Below are 21673 nucleotides of genomic sequence, written 5' to 3'. Positions count from 1 at the left end.
GATCAGCCTCCGGAGGACGTCGGCATGACGAACGGGTCCGACACACCGACCGACACCTCGACCGTCACACCGCACCCGCCTGTCATCTCCCTGCGCGGTGTGACGGCCGAACTCGGCTCACGCCCCGTCCTGCGCGGCATCGACCTCACCGTGAACCGCGGTGAGGTCGTCGCGCTGCTCGGCGCCAACGGCTCCGGCAAGTCGACCGCCATCCGCACGATCATCGGCCAAGTACCGCTCAGCGGCGGCGAGATCGAGCTGTTCGGCACGCCCCGGCGCCGCTTCCGCGACTGGGCTCGCGTGGGATACGTGCCGCAGCGCACGACAGCCGCCGGCGGAGTGCCCGCCACGGTGACCGAGGTGGTGTCCTCCGGGCGGCTGTCCCGCGCCCGCTTCGGCGTCCTGCGCAAGGCGGACCGCGAGGCCGTACGGCACGCCCTGGAGCTGGTGGGCCTCGCCGACCGCGCCAAGGACTCCGTGGACGCCCTCTCCGGCGGCCAGCACCAGCGCGTACTGATCGCCCGCGCGCTGGCCTCCGTACCGGAACTGCTGATCATGGACGAGCCGATGGCGGGCGTCGACCTGGCGAGCCAGGAGGTCCTCGCGGCGACCCTGCGGGAGCAGGTCGCGGCCGGCACGTCCGTCCTCCTCGTGCTGCACGAGCTGGGCCCGCTGGAGCCGCTCATCGACCGCGCGGTCGTCCTGCGCGACGGCTGCGTGCTGCACGACGGCCCGCCCCCGCGGGCGCTCGGCCAGCACGCGCTGCCCGGCCACGACCACGTACACCCCCACGCGGCCCACGACGCCGAACCGATCCGGACGGGACTGCTGAGCTGATGGCCACGAACCTCGCCCTGAACATCGAGATCCTCGATTACGCCTTCATGCAGCGGGCCCTGCTCGCGGCCGTCCTCGTCGGCATCACCGCGCCCGCGGTCGGCATCTACCTCGTCCAGCGCCGCCAGGCCCTGCTGGGTGACGGCATCGGCCATGTCGCGATGACGGGCGTCGGCCTCGGCTTCCTGCTCTCCTGGTCCCCGGTGTGGATGGCGACGGCCGTCTCCGTGGTCGGCGCGGTCCTGATGGAACTGATCCGCTGGTACGGGAGGACGCGCGGCGACATCGCACTGGCGATGCTCTTCTACGGGGGCATGGCGGGCGGCGTGATGTTCATCAACCTCGCCCCCGGTGGCTCCAACGCCAACCTGACCTCGTACCTCTTCGGCTCGCTCTCGACGGTGTCCGAGTCGGACGTGACGGCGATCTGCCTGCTGGCCGCCTTCGTCGTCCTCGTCACGATCGGTCTGCGCCGCCAGCTGTTCGCGGTGAGCCAGGACGAGGAGTTCGCGCGGGTGACGGGGCTGCCCGTGCGCGCCCTGAACCTCCTCACGGCGATCACCGCCGCCGTCACCGTCACCGTCGCCATGCGGGTCGTCGGCCTGCTCCTGGTCTCCGCGCTGATGGTGGTCCCGGTGGCCGCCGCGCAGCAGCTCAGCCGGAGTTTCGCCGCCACGTTCGCGATCTCCGTGGCGATCGGCGTCAGCGTGACGATCGGCGGCACGGTGACCTCGTACTACCAGGACGTACCGCCCGGCGCGACGATCGTGCTGCTGACCATCGGGGCGTTCATGCTGCTCACCGTGGCGGCTACGCCGCTGGCCAGGCGGCGTGCGCGGGCCGCCGCGCTGGTCGCGGCGCGGGAAGCCGGGGACCCGGCGGAGTGCGCCATTCCCGGCACGCGCACACCGACCGGGAAGGTCGGCGTCTGACCGCGCCCAGCTCGGGCTGGCACAATGGCCCGGCAAGCCGCAGACGTTTGGAGGCAACGGTGACGACCGCTGGACCGCCCGTTCGGGGCCGTTCCACCCGGCAGCGTGCCGCCGTGGCGGCGGCGCTCGACGAGGTGGACGAGTTCCGTAGTGCGCAGGACCTGCACGACATGCTCAAGCACAAGGGCGACTCCGTAGGGCTCACCACGGTGTACCGCACGCTGCAGTCGCTCGCGGACGCGGGGGAAGTCGACGTGCTGCGCACGTCCGACGGTGAGTCGGTGTACCGCCGCTGCGCGAGCGGGGACCATCACCATCACCTGGTGTGCCGGGTGTGCGGCAAGGCCGTGGAGGTCGAAGGACCGGCGGTGGAGAAATGGGCCGAGGCGATCGCCTCGGAACACGGCTACGTGAACGTGGCCCACACGGTGGAGATCTTCGGCACCTGCGCGGACTGCGCTGCGCGCGGCCAGGGAGTCTGAACCCCAGCCCACGCTCCCGGCTGCGGCCCGGTGGGGGCTGGGGCCCGGTGGGGGCTGGGGCCCGGTGGGGGCTGGGGCCCGGTGGGGGCTGGGGCCCGGTGGGGGCTGGGGCCAACGATTGCGCAGTTCCCCGCGCCCCTAGGTGCCTAGGGGCGCGGGGAACTGCGCGGGTGACCCCCACCGGCCTGCAGCCGAAAGTCGGCCGGGTTGTTCAGGGGCGCGGGGAACTGCGCAATCCTTGACGTCAGCTGGGGTCCGGGCGGCCCCTCATGTCCGCTTCCATGGCGAGCAGGTCCTCGTTCGGGACCGCACCCCCGAATCGACGGTCCCGCGACGCGTACTCCACGCACGCCCGCCACATGTCACGCCGATCGAAGTCCGGCCACAGCACGTCCTGGAAGACCATCTCCGCGTAACTGGACTGCCAGATCAGGTAGTTGGACGTCCGCTGCTCGCCGCTGGGGCGGAGGAACAGGTCAACGTCAGGCATGTCCGGGTAGTACAGGTACTTCTGGATCGTCTTCTCACTGACCTTGTCGGGGTCGAGCTTCCCGGCGGCGACATCCAGCGCCATCGCCTTCGCCGCGTCGGCCAGCTCCGCCCTGCCCCCGTAATTCACGCAGAAATACAAGGTCATCGCATCGTTGTCCTGCGTCTGCTCCTGCGCGACCTGCAGCTCCTGCACGACGGACTTCCACAGCTTCGGCATCCGCCCGACCCACCGGATCCGGATCCCGAGGTCGTTCATCTCGTCGCGCCGGCGCCGGATGACGTCCTTGTTGAAGTTCATCAGGAAGCGGACCTCTTCGGGCGACCGCTTCCAGTTCTCCGTGGAGAAGGCGTACAGGGAGAGGTTCTTGACGCCCAGCTCAAGGCACCCCTTGAGGACGTCCATGACGACGCCCTCACCCACCCGGTGCCCCTCCGTGCGCGGCAGCCCGCGCTCCTTGGCCCAGCGCCCGTTCCCGTCCATCACGCACGCCACGTGGTTCGGGATCAGCTCGCCGGGGAGTTTGGGCGCGCGGGCACCGGACGGGTGCGGTTCCGGCGTCTTGTACTCGCGGCGCTGGCGCCCCAGGATCCCGCGTACCACCATCTGCTTCTCGTCTCCTCAGATCTCGTACGGCAAGTACAACAAGTACAGCCGGTTGTCGCTCAGGTGCTTTTCTCGACGTACCGCAGGGACCGCAGGCCGCGCTCCAGGTGCCAGTGCAGGTAGGCCGACACCAGGCCGCTGCCCTCCCTGACGTACCGCGGTTCGCACGCGTCGGCGTGTGCCCAGTCGCCGGTCAGCAGCGCGCCGAGCAGTTCGAGGGCCCCCGCCGAGGGTACGACGCTGCCGGGCACCCGGCAGTCGACGCAGACGGAACCTCCCGCGGCGACCGAGAAGAAGCGATTCGGTCCGGGCATGCCGCATTTCGCGCAGTCGCTGAAACTGGGCGCGTACCCGTTCACGGCGAGGGAGCGCAGCAGGAACGCGTCGAGGATGAGGTGCGGCTCGTGTTCGCCCTGCGCGAGGGTGCGCAGCCCGCCCACGAGCAGCAGGTACTGCTGGACGGCGGGCTCGCCCTCGTGGTCCGTGAACCGCTCCGCCGTCTCCAGCATGGCCGTCCCGGCGGTGTACCGGGCGTAGTCGGTGACGATCCCGCCGCCGTACGGAGAGATCGTCTCGCTCTGCGTGCACAGCGGCAGCCCGCGGCCGATCAGCTCGCTCCCCCGCGCGAAGAACTGCACGTCGACGTGGGAGAAGGGTTCGAGCCTGGCCCCGAACTTCGACTTGGTCCGGCGCACCCCGCGGGCCACGGCCCGTACGCGTCCGTGACCGCGCGTGAGCAACGTGATGATCCGGTCCGCCTCACCCAGCTTCTGGGTGCGCAGCACGATGCCGTCGTCGCGGAACAGGCTCATGGCCCCATTCTCGCGTACGCGGGCGGCGGGTGTGGCCGGGGTCCTTTCAAGGGACCTCGCCGCGGCTGCGTGCGTTGGCGTAGGCGGTCGCGGCGCTGAGCCGTTCCGCCATGGTGGCTCCCCGGGCGGTGTCCGGTGCGCAGTCCCATTCCCGGCCGCCGCCGTAGGGGCGCAGTTGCAGGTACGGACCCTCGTGGCCCATCACCCTGCCCACCCGGCCGCTTCTCGTGTCGACGACGTACGTCCCGACGACCGGCTTCACCGGAGCACCGCCGCGAGCCGGGCCGCCGTCTCGACGGAACACCGGCCCAGTTCCACGAGGGGGCACGGTGACTCCCGCGCCAAGGTTGCCGGGTCGATCCGGAGTGTCGGCAACTTAATTCCTGCGGTTGCGAGTGCTTCGCGCAATTCCTTCACCGTTTCCTCCGCTTGTTCGACGCAGGCCGTCGAGTGCTGTGCGTCGGGTGCCTGGCGGGCAGACCTCACGGGTGTTCCCCTTCCTTTTCGGGTTCTACTCTTTCCGTCTCCACGATGACGCCCACGGCTTAGTCTTTGGAAGACCTCTAGGCTCAGCAACGACGGTGCAGTACAGGGGGTTTTCCATGGCCAATGGTTCACGGCAGGCGGCTTGGGAGTTCTTCGGAACAGAGCTGAAGAGACACCGGGAGGAGGCAGGCCTGACGCAGGCGGAGTTGGGTTATCGCGTTTTTGTGTCGGGCGGCTACATCGGGCAATTCGAACAGGCAATTCGACGTCCACAGTTGGATGCCGCCCAGAGGATCGACGAAGTCCTACAAACCGATGGCTTTTTCGAGCGAACATGGCGAAAGCTCATCGACGACAAACGGTACGCGGACTACTTCACGGAGGTCGTGGAGCTGGAGCGGACAGCAACAAAGATCTGCACGTTCGCGCCGACCCTCGTACCGGGCCTGCTGCAGACAGCGCCCTACACCCGTGCCGTGATGCTGGCGGGCAACCCCCTCATCGCCGATGAGCACATCGAGGAGAAGACGTCAGCTCGCAGGGAGCGAGCGCAGATTCTCGGCGACGCTACAAGGCCCGTGTATTGGGTGATCCTGCATGAACACGTGCTGAGGATTCCGGTCGGCGACGCGGCCACGATGGCCAAGCAACTCGACCACATCGCGCGGATGGTGCGACAGCGGCAAGTGCTGGTGCAGGTGCTGCCGTACTCCGTGGGTGCGTATCCCCTCATGGGTCGGATGGTGCAGCTCATGGAGTTCGAGGAGGCGCCGCCAACCGCCTATACAGAGGCGGTGTATTCGGGGAATCTGCTGGACGATCCCGCCCTGGTTAAGCGCGTGCAAGAGGCATACGATCTGCTCAGGGCCGCCGCACTGCCGGCGGAGGCGTCCCTGGCCCTGATCGAGTCGGCGGCGGAGGACCACAGACGATGCGGCAGTACGACCTGAGCCTTGCCCAGTGGCGTAGGAGCACCTACAGCGACGACAACGGCGGCGAATGCGTCGAGGTCGCGTATGACTTCATCGGCGCCGCCCGCTGGCGAACAAGCAGCCACAGCGACGGCAACGGCGGCAGCTGCGTCGAAGTCGCCTACGACTTCATAGGCGCGGCCCGCTGGCGCGCAAGCAGCCACAGTGGAGGCGACGGCGGCGAAGACTGCGTCGAGGTAGCCGACGGAGTCCCCGGCATCGTCCCTGTCCGGGACAGCAAAGTTCTCGCGGGACCCGTCCTCCTCGTCGGGCCCCGCGCCTGGACGGAGTTCATCGACGCCGTGGCGGCATGACGCCCCACCCCTCTCTCACCGCGCGGCCACGTCCGGCGCGGGCGGGTCGGCCACGGGCAGTACCGCCCGCGGCGCCGTGCTCGTGAACAGCCGGTGCCGCGGCAGGCTCTGCCGGGCCGGCCGGGTCATCGTGATCTGCCGGACGAGCTGCTGGAAACAGGCGAGGGCGGCCACAGCCGGCAGCACCGCCGCCGCGACACCCGTGAACGTCCGGTCCGCCTGCGCCGCGCACAGTGCCATCGCGACGGAGGAGAACAGCAGGACCACGGCCCAGGAGTGCGCGGCCCGCCGCTGGTGCAGCGCCGCACGCAGGACGGACAGCGAGGCCACCGTCCACGGCCCGTACACCAGCAGCGGCCACCACACCGCCGTACCGCTCTGCGTGAGGAACGCGACGTGGCGCAGCGGGATGTAGGACACCATCCCGCCGAAGACGCTCACCATGGACACGACCACGGCCGCCAGCGCGGCGATCAGGAAGCTGACGGTCTGCAGCCAGGTGAAACGCACCTTGCGGACTCGTACCTTCCGATGCCCGGCGGGGTGGGACCTGATGGCCGGCAGCTCGGCGGTGATGGTGGCCAGGTTGTCCATCGGATCGCCGGTGAGGGTGACATGGGGCGCGCTCTCACCGCGGGGCCGCGGCACGGTCCAGGCCCGCTCAGGCCCGACGGCATCCGGCCCGGCCCCGTGCGCCGCGTCCTGCACGGCGTCCTGGAGGAGGTAGGTCATCTCCTCGACCGGGTCCCAGGCCGAGTCGAGGGGGTCCGTGGGGGATCCCGGGTGGCGCGTCTCGACGGGCCCGCGGTGCCGCCCGCCACCGGCCCCGGCCCGCCGGGCGGCGGGATGGTCGGACGGCACGAAGAAGTCGGCGTAGTCGTCCATGGAATACCCGCCCCGGTCAGACACGGGCAACATTCCCGTTGGACCGCTCCTGGGCGCCCCATCGCCGGTCGAGATCGTTCTGCGCCCTGCTCAGGCATTCCAGGAATTCACCCAGCAGTGGCTCGGTTACGTACAGCTCGACCGGTTTTCCGTCCCCGTGCAGAGTGCCCCGGGCACCGGGGGCGGAATAGGCGACTGCAGGGGTGAAGATGTACCGCCCCATCACCACCGCAGGGGATCCGGTGGTGTTTTTCCGCACCGCGCGGAGGGGATGAAGAGCATCGGCCTGCTCTGATTTTTTCATACGTCGCTAACGCGGCAACCCCTATTCGGGTGCGCGGCAAAGGAGTGAGCATAAAGCCACCAAAAGCATTGCCACAGAATTCATAATTCAGACTCCACGCCACCCAAAGAAAATGTTTTACTACCGGGGATTTTCAGCGGGCCGACAGGCGTTCGGGCAGCAAGCAGTGGCGCGCGGCGCCCCCACTCACCCGAACGTGCGTACGTACCTTCGCTGCCACGGAGTCTCCACGGCGTGGCGGTCGTAGTTCCGTCGTACGAACCGCACGGCCTCCTCGGGCGGCACGCCGTCGAGGACCGCGAGACAGGCCAGGGCCGTACCCGTCCGGCCCCGGCCGCCCCCGCAGGCGATCTCGACGCGCTGGGCGGGATCCGCGGCCCGCTCCCAGATGTCCGTCAGCACCTTCCGCGCCTCTGCCCGGTCCGCCGGCAGCCGGAAGTCCGGCCACCGCAACCACCGCGTCTCCCACGTGAGTTCGGCGAGCGCGGACGGCTCCTTGCCGAGCAGGTAGACCCCGTACGTCGGGTGGACGAGTGCCGGGTCGAGTGCGTTACGCAGCCCCCGTCCCCGTACCGCCCGCCCGGACGGCAGCCGCAGTACTCCGGGAGTTTCCTCGTCCCAACTCACGCTCATCCGACGCCCCTCGACTCCTGGGCGGCCCTTGCCTCGATACCCCGGAAATGGTCCGCCATCGCTCGCTGCGCCCCCTCCACGTCGTGCGCCCGCAGGGCGACGACTATGTCACGGTGGCGGCGGACGGTGACCGCGGGCGCCGGATCGTCCGTCCAGCCCCGGACGCCGGAGACCCGTCGGAAGACGGTCCAGAAGGCGCCCAACAGCTGCGGCACCAGAGCGTTCCCGAGGGGCGCGTACAGCAATTCGTGGAACTCGCGGTCGAGTTCGGGAAAGGGGCGTCCGGCGAGGCCCGCCTCCTCCATCCGGTCCACCACCGCTTCGAGGCGTGCCAGTTCGCCGTCCGACAGTTCCCCCGCGACCCGCCGCATCAGCCCCTCCTCCAGGACTTCCCTGACCTGGAGTATCTCGGCCAACGCCTCGGTGTCGTCGGTGTCGTCGCCCTGCCGGGCCAGGGTGCGGAAGGTGAGGCCGTCGACGAACGGGGTGAGCGAGGCCTGGCCGACGTAGGTGCCGTAACCGTGTCTGATCTCGACGATGTCGAGGGCCTGGAGGGCCTTCAGCGCCTCGCGCACGGAGTTGCGGCTGACGCCGAGCGACTCCATCAGCTCGGTCTCGGTGGGCAGGGGCGCACCGGCCCGGAGTCTGCGGTCGAGGATCAGCTGGGTGACCTCTCGCTGGATCTGGCTGCTCACGTGCCGTTCGCGGGTGGAGCGCGCCGGGGGGAGGGAGTTCCTGGAGTCGTCGGATGCGCGCCGCTCGGACATGCGCCGCATCGTACGCGGCAGGGACATCCCACGTCCCACCTCCGGACAGGATCCACGTCAATCCAGGGTTGACCATCCGTCAACTCCGCTTGCGCCAAACCGGCATTGGTTGCGCCTCTGGCAGAAACGGCATTCGTGCGCGTTCCCTTGACCGCCCCCACGCCCCCTCTTATCGTCACGCTGCACCTATGACGTAGGACGTCGTATCTCCCACTCCTTGCTGGAGGAACCGTGCGCGACGCGACCCCCGCACCGGCGCTGCACCGCCGGTCGTTCCTGAAGTACACCGGCGCGCTCGGCGCCGCCGCCACGATCACCTCCACGCTCTCCGCCTGCTCCTCGGGCCCGGAGTCCACCAACGAGACGGGCGGCGAGGGCGAGGGCGCCGACCGGACGCTCACCGCGGTGATCGGCTACGGGAACGACCAGAGCTGGGACCCGCTGATGACCGCCTCGGCCTTCGCGATGGCCGGCAACCACCACATCTACGAGGGGCTGCTCGACACCGACCCGATCAGCCGTGAGCCGTACGCGGCGCTGGCGACCGCCCTTCCGGCGGACCTCCGGGCGACCACCTGGAAGTTCACGCTGCGGGAGGGTGCGAAGTGGCACGACGGGCAGCCCGTCACCGCCGACGACGTGGTCTTCACCTACGACCGCGTACTGGACCCGAAGACGACGACCCTCGCCAAGAACTTCTTCGCGTCCTGGCTCAAGGAGGTCAAGAAGGTCGACGACACGTCGGTGGAGCTGATCCTCGAATTCCCGTTCCCGGACGGGGCGCAGCGGCTCACGCTCGCGAAGATCATGCCGAAGCACGTGTTCGGTAAATCGGGTGCGCTGGACGAGGCGATGACGGGAAAGGCGGTCGGCTCCGGCCCGTACCGGCAGACCGCCCACCACCCGAAGTCCAACACCACCTTCGCCGCGTTCGCCGACTACAACGGGCCGCGAAAAGCCGCGTTCAAGAAGATGAACTGGCTGACGATAGTGGACGCCGCGCCACGGGTGGCGAAGATCTCCGGTTCGAGCGCGGGAGCGCAGATCTCGGACAACATCCCGTACGCCAATATCTCCCAGCTGGAGAAGGACGGTCTGAAAGTGGAGGGCGGGGCGGGAATGAACCACCTGTTCCTCCTCTTCAACACCGCCCACAAACCCTTCGACGACGTACGCGTGCGGCAGGCACTGCATTACGCGATCGACAAGGAGAAGATGATCCGGGCCGCGCTGCGGGGGCACGGAAAGGCGGCCTCCTCGTTCCTCAACGAGGGAAATCCGACCTACCGCAGGGCGAAGCCCGTCTACGACTACGACCCGGCCAAGGCGAAGGCGCTCCTGAAGGCCGCCGGGGTCAGCGGGCTGAAGGTCACGCTGATGGCGGTCAACGTGAGCTGGATCGTGGACTGTCTGCCGACCGTCAAGGCGTCCTGGGACGCGATCGGGGTCGAGACGACGCTCGAACCCCAGGAGACGGCGGCGCTCTTCACGAAGCTCGACCAGAAGAAGGACTTCCAGGTCGTCGCCGCCGCGTCCAATCCGAATCAGTTCGGGCTCGACGCGGATCTGATCATGCATTACAACTACGGGCCCGGGAACACGTGGATGCGGTATGCGCGGTGGGAGGGGAGTTCTGTGGCCAAGGATCTCTTCAGGAAGATGGATGCGGCCACCAGGGAGCCGGAGGCCGAGAAGAAGAAAGCGATGACTCAGGATTACATCGATGTCGTTGCCGAGAATGCGGTGATCTATCCCGTGGTGCACAACGAGTTGATGACCGCGTGGGATTCTGGTGAGCTCACGGGAATCCGTGCTCAGCCTTATCCGGGGATAAATGTGCTCCAGGCGAAGTGGGTCTAGGGGTTGTGTGGAGTCTGCGGGTCCGCTGTGGCTGGTCGCGCAGTTCCCCGCGCCCCTAAAAGCCGAAAAGCAGGACCGCTTGCGCATCAGGCAAATGTGCAGGGGCAGCCAGTTAAAGGCCGACGAGAGGCAGAGTCTTGGTTGCGGTCGTTCGGATTCTGATCCGGCGGATCATTCTGCTTGTTCCGTTGATGCTCGGGATCGTCATGTTCGTGTTCGTCGTGATGCGGTTCTCGGACAGTGATCCGGCGTCCGCGTACTTCCAGGGCGCGAACCCGACCGAGCAGCAGCTGCACGACTTCCGGGAGCGCAACGGACTGCTGGACCCGTTCCTCGTGCGGTACGTCGACTTCGTCGGGGATCTGCTCCGCGGCGACATGGGGGTCAGCGCGCTGACCAGGGCGCCCGTCGTCGAGCAGGTCACCACCGCGCTGCCGCTCACCATGCAGCTGACCTTCCTGGGCCTGGGCATCGCGGTGGTGCTGGCGCTGCTCGGCGGGGTCACCGCCGCCATCTACCGGGACCGCTTCCCCGACCAGCTGATCAGGGTCGTCTCGCTCACCGGGGTCGCGGCGCCCGGCTTCTGGCTGGCGCTGCTGATGATCCAGTACCTCGCCGTGGACGCGGGCTGGTTCCCGACCAGCGGATACGTCAATCCGGCCGACTCGTTCACCGGCTGGCTGAAGACCATGACCCTGCCCGCGCTGGCCCTGTCCCTGCCGGTCGCCGCCCAGCTCACCCGGATCGTCCGCACGGCTGTCGTGGAGGAGCTGGACCGGGACTACGTACGGACCGCGATCGGCAGCGGGCTGCCCCCGGTGGTCGTGGTCGGCCGGAACGTCCTGCGCAACGCCCTGATGAACCCGCTGACCGTGCTCGGTCTGCGCGTCGGCTATCTGCTCGGCGGGGCGGTCGTCATCGAGACGATCTTCAACCTGCCGGGGATGGGAAAGCTCATGATCGACGCCGTGAAGAACGGTGATCCGGCCGTCGTGCAGGGCGGCGTCCTCACGATCGCCTTCGGGTTCGTCGTCGTGAACCTCGTCATCGACATCCTCTATCTGCTGGTCAACCCGCGCCTGAGGAGTGCCGAGGCATGATGCTGATGTACCGGAAGCGGCTCACCGACGCGCTCTCCCTGCCCGGCCTGCGCCTCAGGGGGTTCACCCGGCTGCCCCTGATCTCCCGGATCGCCGTCGTCGTCATCGGGGTCGTCGTCCTCACCGCCCTGCTGGCCCCGCTCATCGCCCCGCACGACCCGCTCGAACAGTTCCCGCTGGTCGACGACGGGAACGGCGAGGGCGCCCCGTCCGGCGAGCACTGGATGGGGCAGGACAGCCTGGGCCGGGACATCCTCAGCCGGCTGATGTACGGGGCCCGCTGGTCCCTCGCCATCGGCCTCGGCGCGACCGCGCTCGCCCTGGTCGTGGGCGCGGTCGTCGGCGCGATCGCTGCGACCTCCCGCAAGGCGGTCGACGAGACGCTGATGCGCGGCCTGGACATCGTCATGGCGTTCCCGGGCATCGCGCTCGCGGCCGTCTTCGTCGCGGTGTTCGGCGGCGGCATCCCGATCCTCATCGGCGCGATCGCGTTCCTGTACATGCCCCCGATGGCCCGGGTGGTACGGGCCAACGTGATGGCTCAGTACGGCGAGGACTACGTGACCGCCGAGCGGGTCATCGGAGCGCGCACCCCGCACATCGTGTGGCGGCACGTGGCCGTCAACTGCGCCGCCCCGGTCCTGGTCTTCTGCACGGTGCAGGTCGCCGAGGCGATCGTCTTCGAGGCGTCGCTGTCCTTCATCGGCGCGGGTGTCCGGCCGCCCGACCCGTCCTGGGGCAGTGTCATCGCGGACGGCAAGAACATGGTGCTGACCGGCGGCTGGTGGGCGACCGTGTTCCCGGGCCTGCTGATGCTGGTCACCGTGCTCTCCCTGAACATCCTCTCCGAAGGCGTCTCGGACGCGTGGGCGGCCCCCGCGGCCCGCGATGTGCCCGCACGGGAGGCGGAGGACCGCCTGGAGACGCCGGAACCCGGCAGCGGGAAGGTCCTCGAACTGCCCGGCCTGACCGAGGCGGCCCAGCGGCTGCGCGGCCGGGCCCGCCCCCTCCCCCAGGGACAGCAGCCGGTGCTGAGCGTCGAGAACCTGGCCATCGGTTTCGATGCCCGCCACGGCGGTGTGGACATCGTCGACGGCATCAGCTTCGACGTACAGCCCGGTGAAGTCCTGGGCCTGGTCGGCGAGTCCGGCTGCGGCAAGTCGCTGACCGCGCTCACGGTGATGGGCCTGGAGCCGAAGGGCGCCCGGGTCCGCGGCCACGTGCGGTTCAACCAGCGGCAGCTCGTCGGCGAACCGATGAGCGTCCGGCGCAAACTCCTCGGCCACGAGATGGCGATGATCTACCAGGACGCCCTGTCGTCGCTGAACCCGGCGATGACGGTCCGCGCCCAACTCAAACAGGTGACCAGAAGGGGCGGCACCCGCACCGGCACCGAACTCCTCGAACTGGTCGGCCTCGACCCCGAGCGCACCCTGCGCAGCTACCCGCACGAACTGTCCGGCGGCCAGCGCCAGCGCGTACTCATCGCGATGGCCCTGTCCCGCGACCCCAGACTGATCGTCGCCGACGAACCGACGACCGCCCTCGACGTCACCGTGCAGGCGCAGATCATAGAGCTGCTGCTGAGGCTGCGTACCGAGCTGGACTTCGCGCTCGTCCTCGTCTCGCACGACCTGGCGCTCGTCGCGGACGTCACCGACCGGGTGGTCGTGATGTACGGCGGCCAGATCGTCGAGTCGGGCGTGACGGCGGACCTCGTGGAGTCGCCTTCCCACCACTACACGCGCGGCCTCCTCGGCAGCGTCCTGTCGCTGGAGTCGGCGGCCGAACGGATGACGCAGATCAAGGGGGTCGTGCCGTCCCCGGCGGACTTCCCGGCGGGCTGCCGTTTCGCCGACCGCTGCCCGATGGCGACGGAGGTGTGCCGGACGGACGCCCCCCGGCTGGCGGGCCCGACCGGCCGCCACGAGGTCGCCTGCCATCACCCGGCGATCCCCCTGCCGACCACGCCCACGATTACGCCCACGACCACGCCCGCTGCACCGGCCGGGCCGACGGAAGCGAGGCCGTGACATGAGCGGACCTGCAAGCTCTGCCACAGGCCCCCTCGTGGAACTGGACGACGTGCACGTCGTCCACAAGGCGCGCACCGGCGGCCTGTTCTCCCGCGACCGGGTGTACGCCCTCACCGGCGCCGGCCTCACCATCGCGCCCGGCGAGACGGTCGGCGTCGTCGGCGAGTCCGGCTGCGGCAAATCGACCCTCGCGAAGGTCCTGGTGGGAGTGCAGAGGCCGACCTCCGGCACGGTGTGCCTGCGGGGCGGCGACCTGTGGACGATGGCCCCGGCGCTGCGCCGGACGACGGTGGGCGCGGGCACCGGCATGATCTTCCAGGACCCGTCGACGGCCCTGAACCGCCGACTGACGGTACGGCAGATCCTGCGCGACCCGCTGGACGTGCACAAGCGGGGAACGGCCGCACAACGCGAGGACCGCGTACGCGAGTTGATGTCCCTGGTCGGACTCCCCAGAGCGCTCGCGGACGGCCTCCCCGGCCAGCTCTCCGGCGGTCAGCGCCAACGGGTCGCCATCGCGCGGGCGCTGGCCCTCGACCCGGACCTGGTGGTCGCCGACGAACCGACGAGCGCGCTCGACGTCTCGGTCCGCGCCCAGATCCTCAACCTCCTCCTCGACCTGAAGGAACGGCTCGGCCTGGCCCTGGTCTTCGTCTCGCACGACATCCAGACCGTACGGAGGATGAGCGACCGCGTCATCACCATGTACCTCGGCCGGATCGTCGAGGAGTCCCCGGCCGACGAGGTGACCGACCGGTCCCGGCACCCGTACACCCGCGCCCTCTTCTCGGCGACGCCCGGCCTGCTCGACCCCATCGACCCGATCCCGCTCGTCGGACCCGTCCCGTCGGCCACCCGCCCACCGAGCGGCTGCCCCTTCCGTACGCGCTGCTGGAAGGCGGACGCCGTGTGCGCCGAGTCCATGCCGGACTTCTCGGCCGCGTCTACGCCGGGGCACCGCTTCCGCTGCCACCATCCTGTGGAGGACGGCCTGTCGACCCGGGACCTGGTCGCGCAGGCGGTCACCACGGCCGATCCCCCGAAGGAGCCTCGATGACCCTTCCCGCCCCGCTGACCGGTGTCGTACCGCCCGTCTGCACGCCCCTGACACCGGACCGCGAGGTGGACGTCCCCTCACTCGTCCGACTGGTCGACCACCTGCTGGAGAGCGGGGTGGACGGCTTGTTCGTCCTCGGAACGTCCTCCGAGGCCGCGTACTTGACGGACCATCAGCGTCGGCTGGTCGTCGAGACGGTCGTCGGGCACGTGTCCGGCGGGGTGCCCGTCCTCGCCGGGGCCATCGACATGACGACCCCGCGCGTCCTCGACCACGTCCGGTACGTCACGGACGCGGGCGCCGACGCGGTGGTCGTGACGGCGCCCTTCTACACGCGCACCCATCCGGCGGAGATCGCCCGCCACTACCGTCTCGTCGCCGCGCGTTCGCCGGTGCCGGTCCTCGCGTACGACCTGCCGGTCGCCGTCCACTCCAAGCTGCCCGCCGAACTGGTCCTCGAACTGGCGGCCGAGGGGACGCTCGCCGGGCTCAAGGACTCCAGCGGGGACGAAGGCGCGTTCCGTTCGGTCGTCACGGGCGCCCGGGCGGACTCCTCCATCACCGGCTTCAGCGTGCTGACCGGGTCCGAACTGGTCGTCGACTCCGCGCTCGCGATGGGGGCGGACGGGGCGGTGCCTGGGCTCGCGAACGTCGACCCTGCGGGGTACGTGCGGCTGTACCGGCTCTGCCGGGAGGGTGAATGGGCCTTGGCGCGGGCCGAACAGGAGCGGTTGTGTGCGCTGTTCGGGATGGTGCGGGTGGGGGACGGGGGGCGGATGGGGGGTTCTTCCTCCGCCCTCGGCGCGTTCAAAGCGGCGCTGCAGTTGAGGGGGGTGATCGCATGCGCGGCGGTCGCGGACCCGCAGGTCCCGCTGTCCGCGGAGGAGATCGAAGGGGTGGGGAAGTTCTTGGCGGGCGCGGGTTTGCTGTAGCCCTTTTCCTCGCCCCCGCCGCCCCTACCCGTTCCCGTCAACGACTCGGGGGCCAGCCCCCGAACCCCCGGTCCTCAAACGCCGGACGGGCTGAAACGTTTTCAGCCCGTCCGGCGTTTGAGGACAAAGGGGGCGAGGGGCGCAGCCCCATGTGTGGACGGGAATGGGTAGGGGCGGCGGGGGCGAGGAAAGAGCCTTACAGCTCATCCGCGTCCACCCGCCGGAAGGCGATCCGTTCGTACGGTCCCGTCGTGCCCGTCTCGTACAGCACCCCCACCCTCCCCCCGGCCCCAGCCAACTGGACCAGGTCCGAATACGCGGCCCGCTCCCCCGACAGCGTCAGCGCCTTCGTGAAGCTCCCCCCACCATCCCCACTCCGCCACACAGCCATCGCCTGCCGAACCGTCGGCACGGACGGCCCCGAGAACAGCAGCGGCGCCCCCGCAGGACCGGCCACCTGCAACACACTCCCCTGCACGACAGGCACATCGGCCAGCGTCGACTGCACCCGGAACGGCCGGTCGAGCGTGGCACCCCCGTCACTGGAGTAGCTGTCGAGCCGGTTGCCCGCACTGCTCCCGTTCTGATCGCGGGAGCTGAAGTACAGCCGCCCGTCGGGCAGTTGCGCCACAGCACTCTCGTTCGCGTTGTCGGCCCCGTCGTACGAGTCGTCCACGAACCCGATCCGCCACGACACCCCGCCGTCGTCGCTGTAGAGGGCGTGCGCCCCGTAGTACCTGGCCTCCTGCCCGGTGTCGGCGGAGCCGGACGGCGGCGCGGCCGAGTGATTGGCGGGCACGACGAGCCGCCCGGCATGCGGCCCCCGGGTCAGCGCGATCGCGTGCCCGGGCCCGGTGGCGTACCACCGCCATCCCGGCAGCTTCACGGCGGCGGTGATCTCCCAGGGCGCACTGAAACGGCGCCCGCCGTCCCGGCTGGTCTGCACGAAGACCCGCCGGCTCTCCTCCTGCGTGACCTCGCCGCGCATTATCTGCGCCTCGGTCACAGCACCGCTGTTGTAGGACGTGAGGAGGACGACCTTCCCGGTCCGGGGGTCGACCACGGGCGCGGGGTTGCCGCGGGTGTCGCCCTCACCGGCGGCGACGACGCTCAGCGGTCCCCACGTACAGCCGCCGTCGCCGGACCGTCTGAGGACGACGTCGATGTTGCCGGTGTCCCCGGCGCCGTTGTGTCTGCCCTCGGCGAAGGCAAGCACCGTGCCGGCCTTGGTCGTGACGGTGGCGGGGATGCGGTACGTGTCGTAGCCGTTCTCCCCGGCCGCGAAGGGGACGGAGGAGACGCAGCCCCGCGCCGGCCGATCCGCGGGGCCCGCCGCGTTCGCGGTCCCGGGGGACCCGAACGCGGCGGCGAGCCCGGCGACGACAGCGGCGAGGGCGGTTGGACGAAGACGGCTCTTGATGAACACGGCTCACCCCTACTGGGACAGAAGACGGAAGACATGGGACGTGGGATGTCGGCGGTGAAACTAGTGCGGCCCGAGGGACAGGGCAATGCCCCCGCACCCCCGTATCGCTCACACCGCCCCGGATGCCCCTGACGCCCCGGGTATCACCAGCCCCGACTCGTACGCCACGATCACCAGCTGCGCCCGGTCGCGCGCCCCCAACTTGCCCATGATCCGGCTGACATGGGTCTTCGCCGTCAGCGGGCTGAGCCCGAGCGCCTCGGCGATCTCGGTGTTGTTGAGCCCGCGCGCGACCAGGGCGAGCACCTGCCGCTCCCGTTCGGACAGCCCGTCGGGGCCGCCCACCGCGGACGTCAGCGTGTCGGGTGCGCGCAGGAAACGGGCGATGAGCCGCGCGGTCGGGCCCGGCGAGAGCAGGGACTCCCCCGCGGCCACGGTCCGGATGGCGTCGAGGAGTTCGGCCGGCCGGATGTCCTTCACCAGGAAGCCGGACGCCCCGGCCCGCAGCGCGTCGACGATGTGCTCGTCGGTGTCGTACGTCGTCAGGACCAGCACCCTGACCCCCGCCAGATCCTCGTCGGCGGCGATGAGCCGGGTCGCCTCGATCCCGTCCAGGTCGGGCATGCGCAGGTCCATCACGACGAGGTCGGCCCGCGCGGAACGGGCCAGCTCCACCGCCTCCCGCCCGGTGCCCGCCTCGGCGACGACCTCCATGTCCCCGGCCGACGCGACGAGCATCGCGAACGAGGCCCGTACGAGGGTCTGGTCGTCGGCGAGCAGTACACGGATCGTCATCGGGCCTCCTCCTGGTGCGACGGCAACGGCAGCGGCAGCGCTGCGGTCACCTCGAAGCCCTTGGTGGGGCCCGGTCCTGCGTCCAGCGTGCCGCCCACGCTACGGGCTCGCTCCCGCATCCCCACGAGTCCGAACCCCGGCGTGCCGCCGGCCGTCCCCGGTCCACCGCATCCCGTCCCGTCGTCCGTGACGCGCACCCGCAGGGCTCCCTCCGCCGTCCGCAGTCCCACCCGGACGGTGAGGTCGTCCCGGCCGCCGTGGCGCACGGCGTTGGTGAGCGCCTCCTGCACGATCCGGTAGGCGGCGGCGCCCACGGAGGGCGGTACGCCGTCCGCGTCGACGTCCAGTTCGACCTCGGCCCCGGCCGTCCTGGCCGCCTCCGCGAGCGCGGCCAGTCCGTCGAGGCCGGGCAGCGGCCCCCGCCCGTCCGAGGAACCGCTGACGCCGATCTCGTTGGCCCGCAGCACCTCCAGCGTCGTACGCAGCTCTCCCCTGGCCGTCCGGCAGGTCTCCGCGATGCCGTCGAGGGCCTGGGCGACGGCCGCGCGGTCGAGCCGCCCGGGATCGACGGTGAGGACATGGGCCGCCACCGACGTCTGCACGCCGATCAGGGTGATGCTGTGCGCGAGCAGGTCGTGCAGGTCACGGGCGATCCGCAGCCGTTCCTCGGCGACGCGGCGCCGGGCCTCCTCCTCGCGGGTGCGTTCGGCGCGTTCGGCCCGCTCGACGATGGAGGCCACGTACTGGCGGTAGAAACGGGCGTCGACGCCGAAGAACAGGACGGCGATGATCCAGCCGGAGGTCCGCAGGAACTCCAGGGCCCCGTCCGGGTTGATGAGGCCGTTGACGACCAGCGTCGGGCCGAGGACGGCGACGGCGGTGAGCAGCGTGCGGCGTACCGTGCCGGTCGCCGCGACCGTGTAGAGCGCCAGGAGGGTCGCGGGGACCGGCACGGCATGGTTGTAGTCGAGGGCGTGGTACGGGCTCGCGCAGGCCGCCACCGCGAGCAGCACGAGCAGCGGACGGCCGCGCCGCCACACGAGCGGCACATGGGCGCCGGACAGCAGGGCCCAGCCGAGCGGGTCGAGCGGGCGTCCGTCGACGACGAACACCGCGAGGACGACGGCGACCACGGCGACCCCGGCGGCCAGGAACGCGTCGTTGCGGGTGCGGTGCGGCGCGGTGAGCGGGTCGCGGTTGACGACCGCCATGACGCGGTCGATCCGGCGGGGCGGCGCGGCACCTCGCACGGTGCCGCGATGTCCGGTCTCGCCGCGCACGGCGTCACCGCGCACGGGTCCACCCGGTACGACTGTGGTCGCTGTGGTCGCTCCCCATTCCTGCACGGCTCCATCTTCCGGTACGGGGGCGCCCCTCCGGCGGAGAGCCGGAGAGGCGCCCGGTCTGGACGGCACGTGTGATCAGGGCGCTGCGACCCGTTCCGGCTGCCGGGGCGGCTCGGTCGGTTCACCGGACCGGCCGCCCTCTCCGGGTTCACGGGAGAGCGCGCCCGGCCACCACACCTTCCGCCGCAGGGCGACGCTGGCGCTGGTCACCAGGTACGTCCGTACGAGGAAGGTGTCGAGGAGCACGCCGACGGCGATCACGAAGCCGAGTTCGACGAGTTGCACGAGCCCCATGTTCGTCAGCACGGCGAAGGTCGCGGCGAGGACCAGCCCGGCCGAGGCGATGACCGAGCCGGTGGTACGCAGGGCGGTGAGCGCGGCGGCCACGGGCTCCGCGCCGGCCAGGGACTCCTCCCGCATCCGGTGCATGAGGAAGATGCCGTAGTCGACGCCGAGGGCGACCAGGAACACGAAGGACAGCAGCCCGAGCCCCGGATCGGTCCCCTCGAAACCGAGGACCGGCCCGAAGACCAGGCCGCCGATGCCGAGGGCCGCGCCCCAGACGGCGACCACGGCGGCCACCAGGAGGAGCGGCGCGACCAGGCTGCGCAGCAGTCCGATCAGGATGAGCAGCACGGAGACGAGGACGAGCGGTACGACGATCTTCGTGTCCCGGCTGTTGGTGTCCTCCAGATCGATCTGCTGGGCGCTGGCCCCACCGACGTAGGACCCCTCCAACTCGGTGCGCAGGGCCCTGATGGTGGCCGTCTCCCCCGCCGACTGGGGTGCGTCCCGGGCGATGACGGAGATCTCCGTCCAGCCGTCTCCGGTACGGCCCTTCTCGGCGCTCTCGACGCCCCGCGTGTCCCGGATCGCCGCGAGGGCCCGGTCCGCGCGCTCGCCGGGGGCGATCACGTCGATGGGCTGGGTGCCGTGCTGCGGATAGGCCCTGGCGAGGGTCTCCATGGCGGTGACGGCCTCCGGCTTGTCGACGAAGGAGTCCTCCTGCTTGACCGGCCCGGGGAGGTTGAGCGTGCCGAGGGCGAGCGCGCCGAGCAGGACGGCCCCGGTGGCGAGCACGGTCAGCGGCCTGCGTCCGGCGGAGCTGCCCATCGCGGCGAAGAGGTTCCGGCGGCGCTGCTTGGGCTCGCTGCCGAAGGCGGGCACGAGCGGCCAGAACACGCGCCGGCCCAGCAGTACGAGGATCGCGGGGAGCAGGGTCAGCATCGCGATGAGCGCGCAGAGCACCCCGACCGTGCCGAGCGGGCCCATGCCCCGGCTGCTGTTGAGGTCGGCGGCGAGCAGGCACAGCAGGCCGACGGCGACGGTGCCGGAGGAGGCGAGCACGGCGGGGCCGCAGCCGCGCAGGGCGGCGGTCATGGCGTCGTACGGGCGCTCGACGCGCCGCAGTTCCTCGCGGTAACGGGAGACGAGCAGCAGGGCGTAGTCGGTGCCCGCGCCGAACACGAGGATCGTCATGACGCCCGAGCTCTGGCCGGAGACGGTGGTGCCGAAAGTCTGGTTGAGCCCGTACGCGACGCCCATCGACAGATAGTCGGCGACGCCCGCGACGACGAGCGGGACGAGCCACAGCACCGGGCTGCGGTAGATGAGGACGAGCAGGAGGGCCACGACGGCGACGGTGGTGTAGAGGAGCGGCCCGCCGAGCGAGTCGTAGACCTTGCCGGCGTCGGTGGCGAGGGCGCCGGTACCGCCGACCTCGACGCTCAGCCCGTCCCGGGCGTCCTGGCCGTGGGCGATGCCCCGGACGTCCTCGACGAGCGCGTCGCGCAGTTCCTCGTCGGTGCCGGGTTCGTTGCTGACGAGCGGGTACATCAGGGTCGTCCCGTCGTCGGACGGAACCCCTTCCGGTACGTCGGTCCGGCCGACGAGCTCATGCTTGTCGGCGATCTCCTCGACCTGCCGGGCCGCCGTCTCCCGGTCGGCGCCGCTCAATCCTCCCTCCCGGTGGTACACGAGCACCAACTCCGTGCTCTCGCCGCCGGGAAGCTGTTCCTGGATCTTCGCCACCTGGGTCGAGTCGGCGCTCGCCGGAAGGTAGTCGGTGACGCGGTCGTGCTGTACGTCTGCGAGCTTCGCGGCGAACGGGGCGGTCAGGGCGAGCAGGGCGATCCACAGCCCCAGCACCGCCCAGGGGACGGCTCGCCTGCGCCGTTTGCTTGCCGTGGTCGCTTTCCCTGCCCCCATGGACGATCTCCCTCTCGACGCTTACGCTTCCGCTTCCGTTGCCCCTTCAGCCTTTCGGTGCGGGCGGCGACATGCGTCGGACGGGAGTCTGAGTGTGCGGCTACTGCCGGGGGTGACGGGGAGCCGGGATTACTCCCGGGGGAGTACTGCGAGTGCGTCTCCGGCTGCGGGTCCGGTGGGGGCCGTTCGCGCAGTTCCCCGCGCCCCTCAAAAGCGGGGCTGCGCCCCGGCTTTTGCCCCTCCAGGGGCGCGGGGAACGGCGCGGGCAACCCCCACCGGGCCGCAGGTATCGGACACGCGCGTCCGTTGTTCTTGGGGGCGCGGGGAACTGCGCAGTCTTTTGTCTTTTAGGGGCGCGGGGAACGGCGCGGCCAGCCCCCAGCGGGGCCGCGGG

General features: G+C 70.4%; 21 protein-coding genes. 10 read left to right on the top strand and 11 right to left on the bottom strand.

The window, feature by feature from the left end:
* The first annotated feature begins 24 nt into the window (after nucleotides 1-24).
* From C6Y14_RS11075 to C6Y14_RS11065, 3 genes are read left to right on the top strand one after another with little or no spacing between them, the layout of a single operon-like run.
* Entirely contained in the window at nucleotides 25-837 is an 813-nt protein-coding gene (locus C6Y14_RS11075; protein WP_107016356.1) for a metal ABC transporter ATP-binding protein, read from the top strand.
* Between the two features lie 23 nt (nucleotides 838-860).
* Nucleotides 861-1769, top strand: a complete 909-nt coding sequence (locus C6Y14_RS11070; protein ID WP_107016467.1) for a metal ABC transporter permease — start codon at nucleotides 861-863, stop codon at nucleotides 1767-1769.
* A 59-nt stretch (nucleotides 1770-1828) separates the two neighbouring features.
* A complete protein-coding gene (locus C6Y14_RS11065) occupies nucleotides 1829-2251 on the top strand; it encodes a Fur family transcriptional regulator (protein WP_107016355.1) in 423 nt (140 codons plus the stop codon).
* A gap of 244 nt (nucleotides 2252-2495) precedes the next feature.
* On the opposite strand, the gene C6Y14_RS11060 is transcribed toward C6Y14_RS11065, so the two are convergent.
* The 3 genes from C6Y14_RS11060 to C6Y14_RS11050 are packed head-to-tail and all read right to left on the bottom strand — an operon-like array spanning nucleotide 2496 to nucleotide 4421.
* The gene (locus tag C6Y14_RS11060; RefSeq protein WP_107016354.1) at nucleotides 2496-3347 is read right to left on the bottom strand and encodes an isoprenyl transferase; all 852 of its coding nucleotides are present in this window, start codon (nucleotides 3345-3347) and stop codon (nucleotides 2496-2498) included.
* 59 nt (nucleotides 3348-3406) lie between these two features.
* Nucleotides 3407-4159, bottom strand: coding sequence for a DNA repair protein RecO (gene recO / locus C6Y14_RS11055; RefSeq protein ID WP_107016353.1), 753 nt, complete (start codon nucleotides 4157-4159; stop codon nucleotides 3407-3409).
* Nucleotides 4160-4205: 46 nt separating this feature from the next.
* The gene (locus C6Y14_RS11050; RefSeq protein ID WP_107016352.1) at nucleotides 4206-4421 is read right to left on the bottom strand and encodes a hypothetical protein; all 216 of its coding nucleotides are present in this window, start codon (nucleotides 4419-4421) and stop codon (nucleotides 4206-4208) included.
* A gap of 340 nt (nucleotides 4422-4761) precedes the next feature.
* On the opposite strand from C6Y14_RS11050, the gene C6Y14_RS11040 reads away from it, so the two are divergent.
* Nucleotides 4762-5595 carry a helix-turn-helix domain-containing protein gene (locus tag C6Y14_RS11040; protein ID WP_107016466.1) on the top strand — a complete coding sequence of 278 codons (834 nt, stop codon included), beginning with the start codon at nucleotides 4762-4764 and terminating at the stop codon, nucleotides 5593-5595.
* Nucleotides 5577-5930, top strand: coding sequence for a DUF397 domain-containing protein (locus C6Y14_RS11035; protein ID WP_107016350.1), 354 nt, complete (start codon nucleotides 5577-5579; stop codon nucleotides 5928-5930). The genes C6Y14_RS11040 and C6Y14_RS11035 overlap by 19 nt, the downstream gene beginning before the upstream one ends.
* Nucleotides 5931-5945: 15 nt before the next feature.
* On the opposite strand, the gene C6Y14_RS11030 is transcribed toward C6Y14_RS11035, so the two are convergent.
* The 4 genes from C6Y14_RS11030 to C6Y14_RS11020 all read right to left on the bottom strand — a co-directional run bounded on the left by C6Y14_RS11030 (nucleotide 5946) and on the right by C6Y14_RS11020 (nucleotide 8519).
* Nucleotides 5946-6815, bottom strand: coding sequence for a DUF2637 domain-containing protein (locus tag C6Y14_RS11030; protein ID WP_107016349.1), 870 nt, complete (start codon nucleotides 6813-6815; stop codon nucleotides 5946-5948).
* A 16-nt stretch (nucleotides 6816-6831) separates the two neighbouring features.
* On the bottom strand, nucleotides 6832-7119 hold the full coding sequence (locus C6Y14_RS44030) for a hypothetical protein (RefSeq protein ID WP_159074208.1): 288 nt from the start codon (nucleotides 7117-7119) through the stop codon (nucleotides 6832-6834).
* Between the two features lie 186 nt (nucleotides 7120-7305).
* Nucleotides 7306-7752: a protein-tyrosine phosphatase family protein gene (locus C6Y14_RS11025; protein WP_107016348.1), complete on the bottom strand. Its 447-nt coding sequence runs from the start codon at nucleotides 7750-7752 to the stop codon at nucleotides 7306-7308.
* On the bottom strand, nucleotides 7749-8519 hold the full coding sequence (locus tag C6Y14_RS11020) for a FadR/GntR family transcriptional regulator (RefSeq protein ID WP_225890998.1): 771 nt from the start codon (nucleotides 8517-8519) through the stop codon (nucleotides 7749-7751). The genes C6Y14_RS11025 and C6Y14_RS11020 overlap by 4 nt, the downstream gene beginning before the upstream one ends.
* Nucleotides 8520-8750: 231 nt before the next feature.
* On the opposite strand from C6Y14_RS11020, the gene C6Y14_RS11015 reads away from it, so the two are divergent.
* The 5 genes from C6Y14_RS11015 (at nucleotide 8751) to C6Y14_RS10995 (ending at nucleotide 15504) form a co-directional block, all read left to right on the top strand.
* Nucleotides 8751-10379: an ABC transporter substrate-binding protein gene (locus C6Y14_RS11015; RefSeq protein WP_107016347.1), complete on the top strand. Its 1629-nt coding sequence runs from the start codon at nucleotides 8751-8753 to the stop codon at nucleotides 10377-10379.
* Nucleotides 10380-10516: 137 nt separating this feature from the next.
* Nucleotides 10517-11479 (top strand): ABC transporter permease, encoded by a 963-nt coding sequence (locus C6Y14_RS11010; protein WP_107016346.1) that lies wholly within the window; start codon nucleotides 10517-10519, stop codon nucleotides 11477-11479.
* Nucleotides 11479-13512, top strand: a complete 2034-nt coding sequence (locus tag C6Y14_RS11005; protein WP_107016464.1) for a dipeptide/oligopeptide/nickel ABC transporter permease/ATP-binding protein — start codon at nucleotides 11479-11481, stop codon at nucleotides 13510-13512. Before C6Y14_RS11010 ends, C6Y14_RS11005 begins: the two co-directional genes overlap by 1 nt.
* Nucleotide 13513: 1 nt before the next feature.
* Nucleotides 13514-14572, top strand: coding sequence for an oligopeptide/dipeptide ABC transporter ATP-binding protein (locus C6Y14_RS11000; RefSeq protein ID WP_107016345.1), 1059 nt, complete (start codon nucleotides 13514-13516; stop codon nucleotides 14570-14572).
* A complete protein-coding gene (locus C6Y14_RS10995; RefSeq protein WP_107016344.1) occupies nucleotides 14569-15504 on the top strand; it encodes a dihydrodipicolinate synthase family protein in 936 nt (311 codons plus the stop codon). Before C6Y14_RS11000 ends, C6Y14_RS10995 begins: the two co-directional genes overlap by 4 nt.
* A 196-nt stretch (nucleotides 15505-15700) precedes the next feature.
* Here the strand turns inward: C6Y14_RS10995 and C6Y14_RS10990 are convergent, their stop codons facing one another.
* From C6Y14_RS10990 to C6Y14_RS10975, 4 genes are all read right to left on the bottom strand, one after another.
* The gene (locus tag C6Y14_RS10990) at nucleotides 15701-16930 is read right to left on the bottom strand and encodes a sialidase family protein (protein ID WP_404828757.1); all 1230 of its coding nucleotides are present in this window, start codon (nucleotides 16928-16930) and stop codon (nucleotides 15701-15703) included.
* Nucleotides 16931-17038: 108 nt separating this feature from the next.
* Nucleotides 17039-17725 (bottom strand): response regulator, encoded by a 687-nt coding sequence (locus C6Y14_RS10985; protein ID WP_107016343.1) that lies wholly within the window; start codon nucleotides 17723-17725, stop codon nucleotides 17039-17041.
* Nucleotides 17722-18936 carry a histidine kinase gene (locus C6Y14_RS10980; protein WP_107016462.1) on the bottom strand — a complete coding sequence of 405 codons (1215 nt, stop codon included), beginning with the start codon at nucleotides 18934-18936 and terminating at the stop codon, nucleotides 17722-17724. The genes C6Y14_RS10985 and C6Y14_RS10980 overlap by 4 nt, the downstream gene beginning before the upstream one ends.
* A 210-nt stretch (nucleotides 18937-19146) precedes the next feature.
* Nucleotides 19147-21279, bottom strand: a complete 2133-nt coding sequence (locus C6Y14_RS10975) for an MMPL family transporter (protein WP_107016342.1) — start codon at nucleotides 21277-21279, stop codon at nucleotides 19147-19149.
* Nucleotides 21280-21673 lie beyond the last annotated feature (394 nt).

Origin of the sequence: Streptomyces dioscori (assembly GCF_003024195.1) — a bacterium.
Taxonomy (GTDB): domain Bacteria; phylum Actinomycetota; class Actinomycetes; order Streptomycetales; family Streptomycetaceae; genus Streptomyces; species Streptomyces dioscori.
The sequence above is the reverse complement of the archived record's forward strand: the minus strand, read 5'-3'. Positions and strand labels throughout refer to the sequence as shown.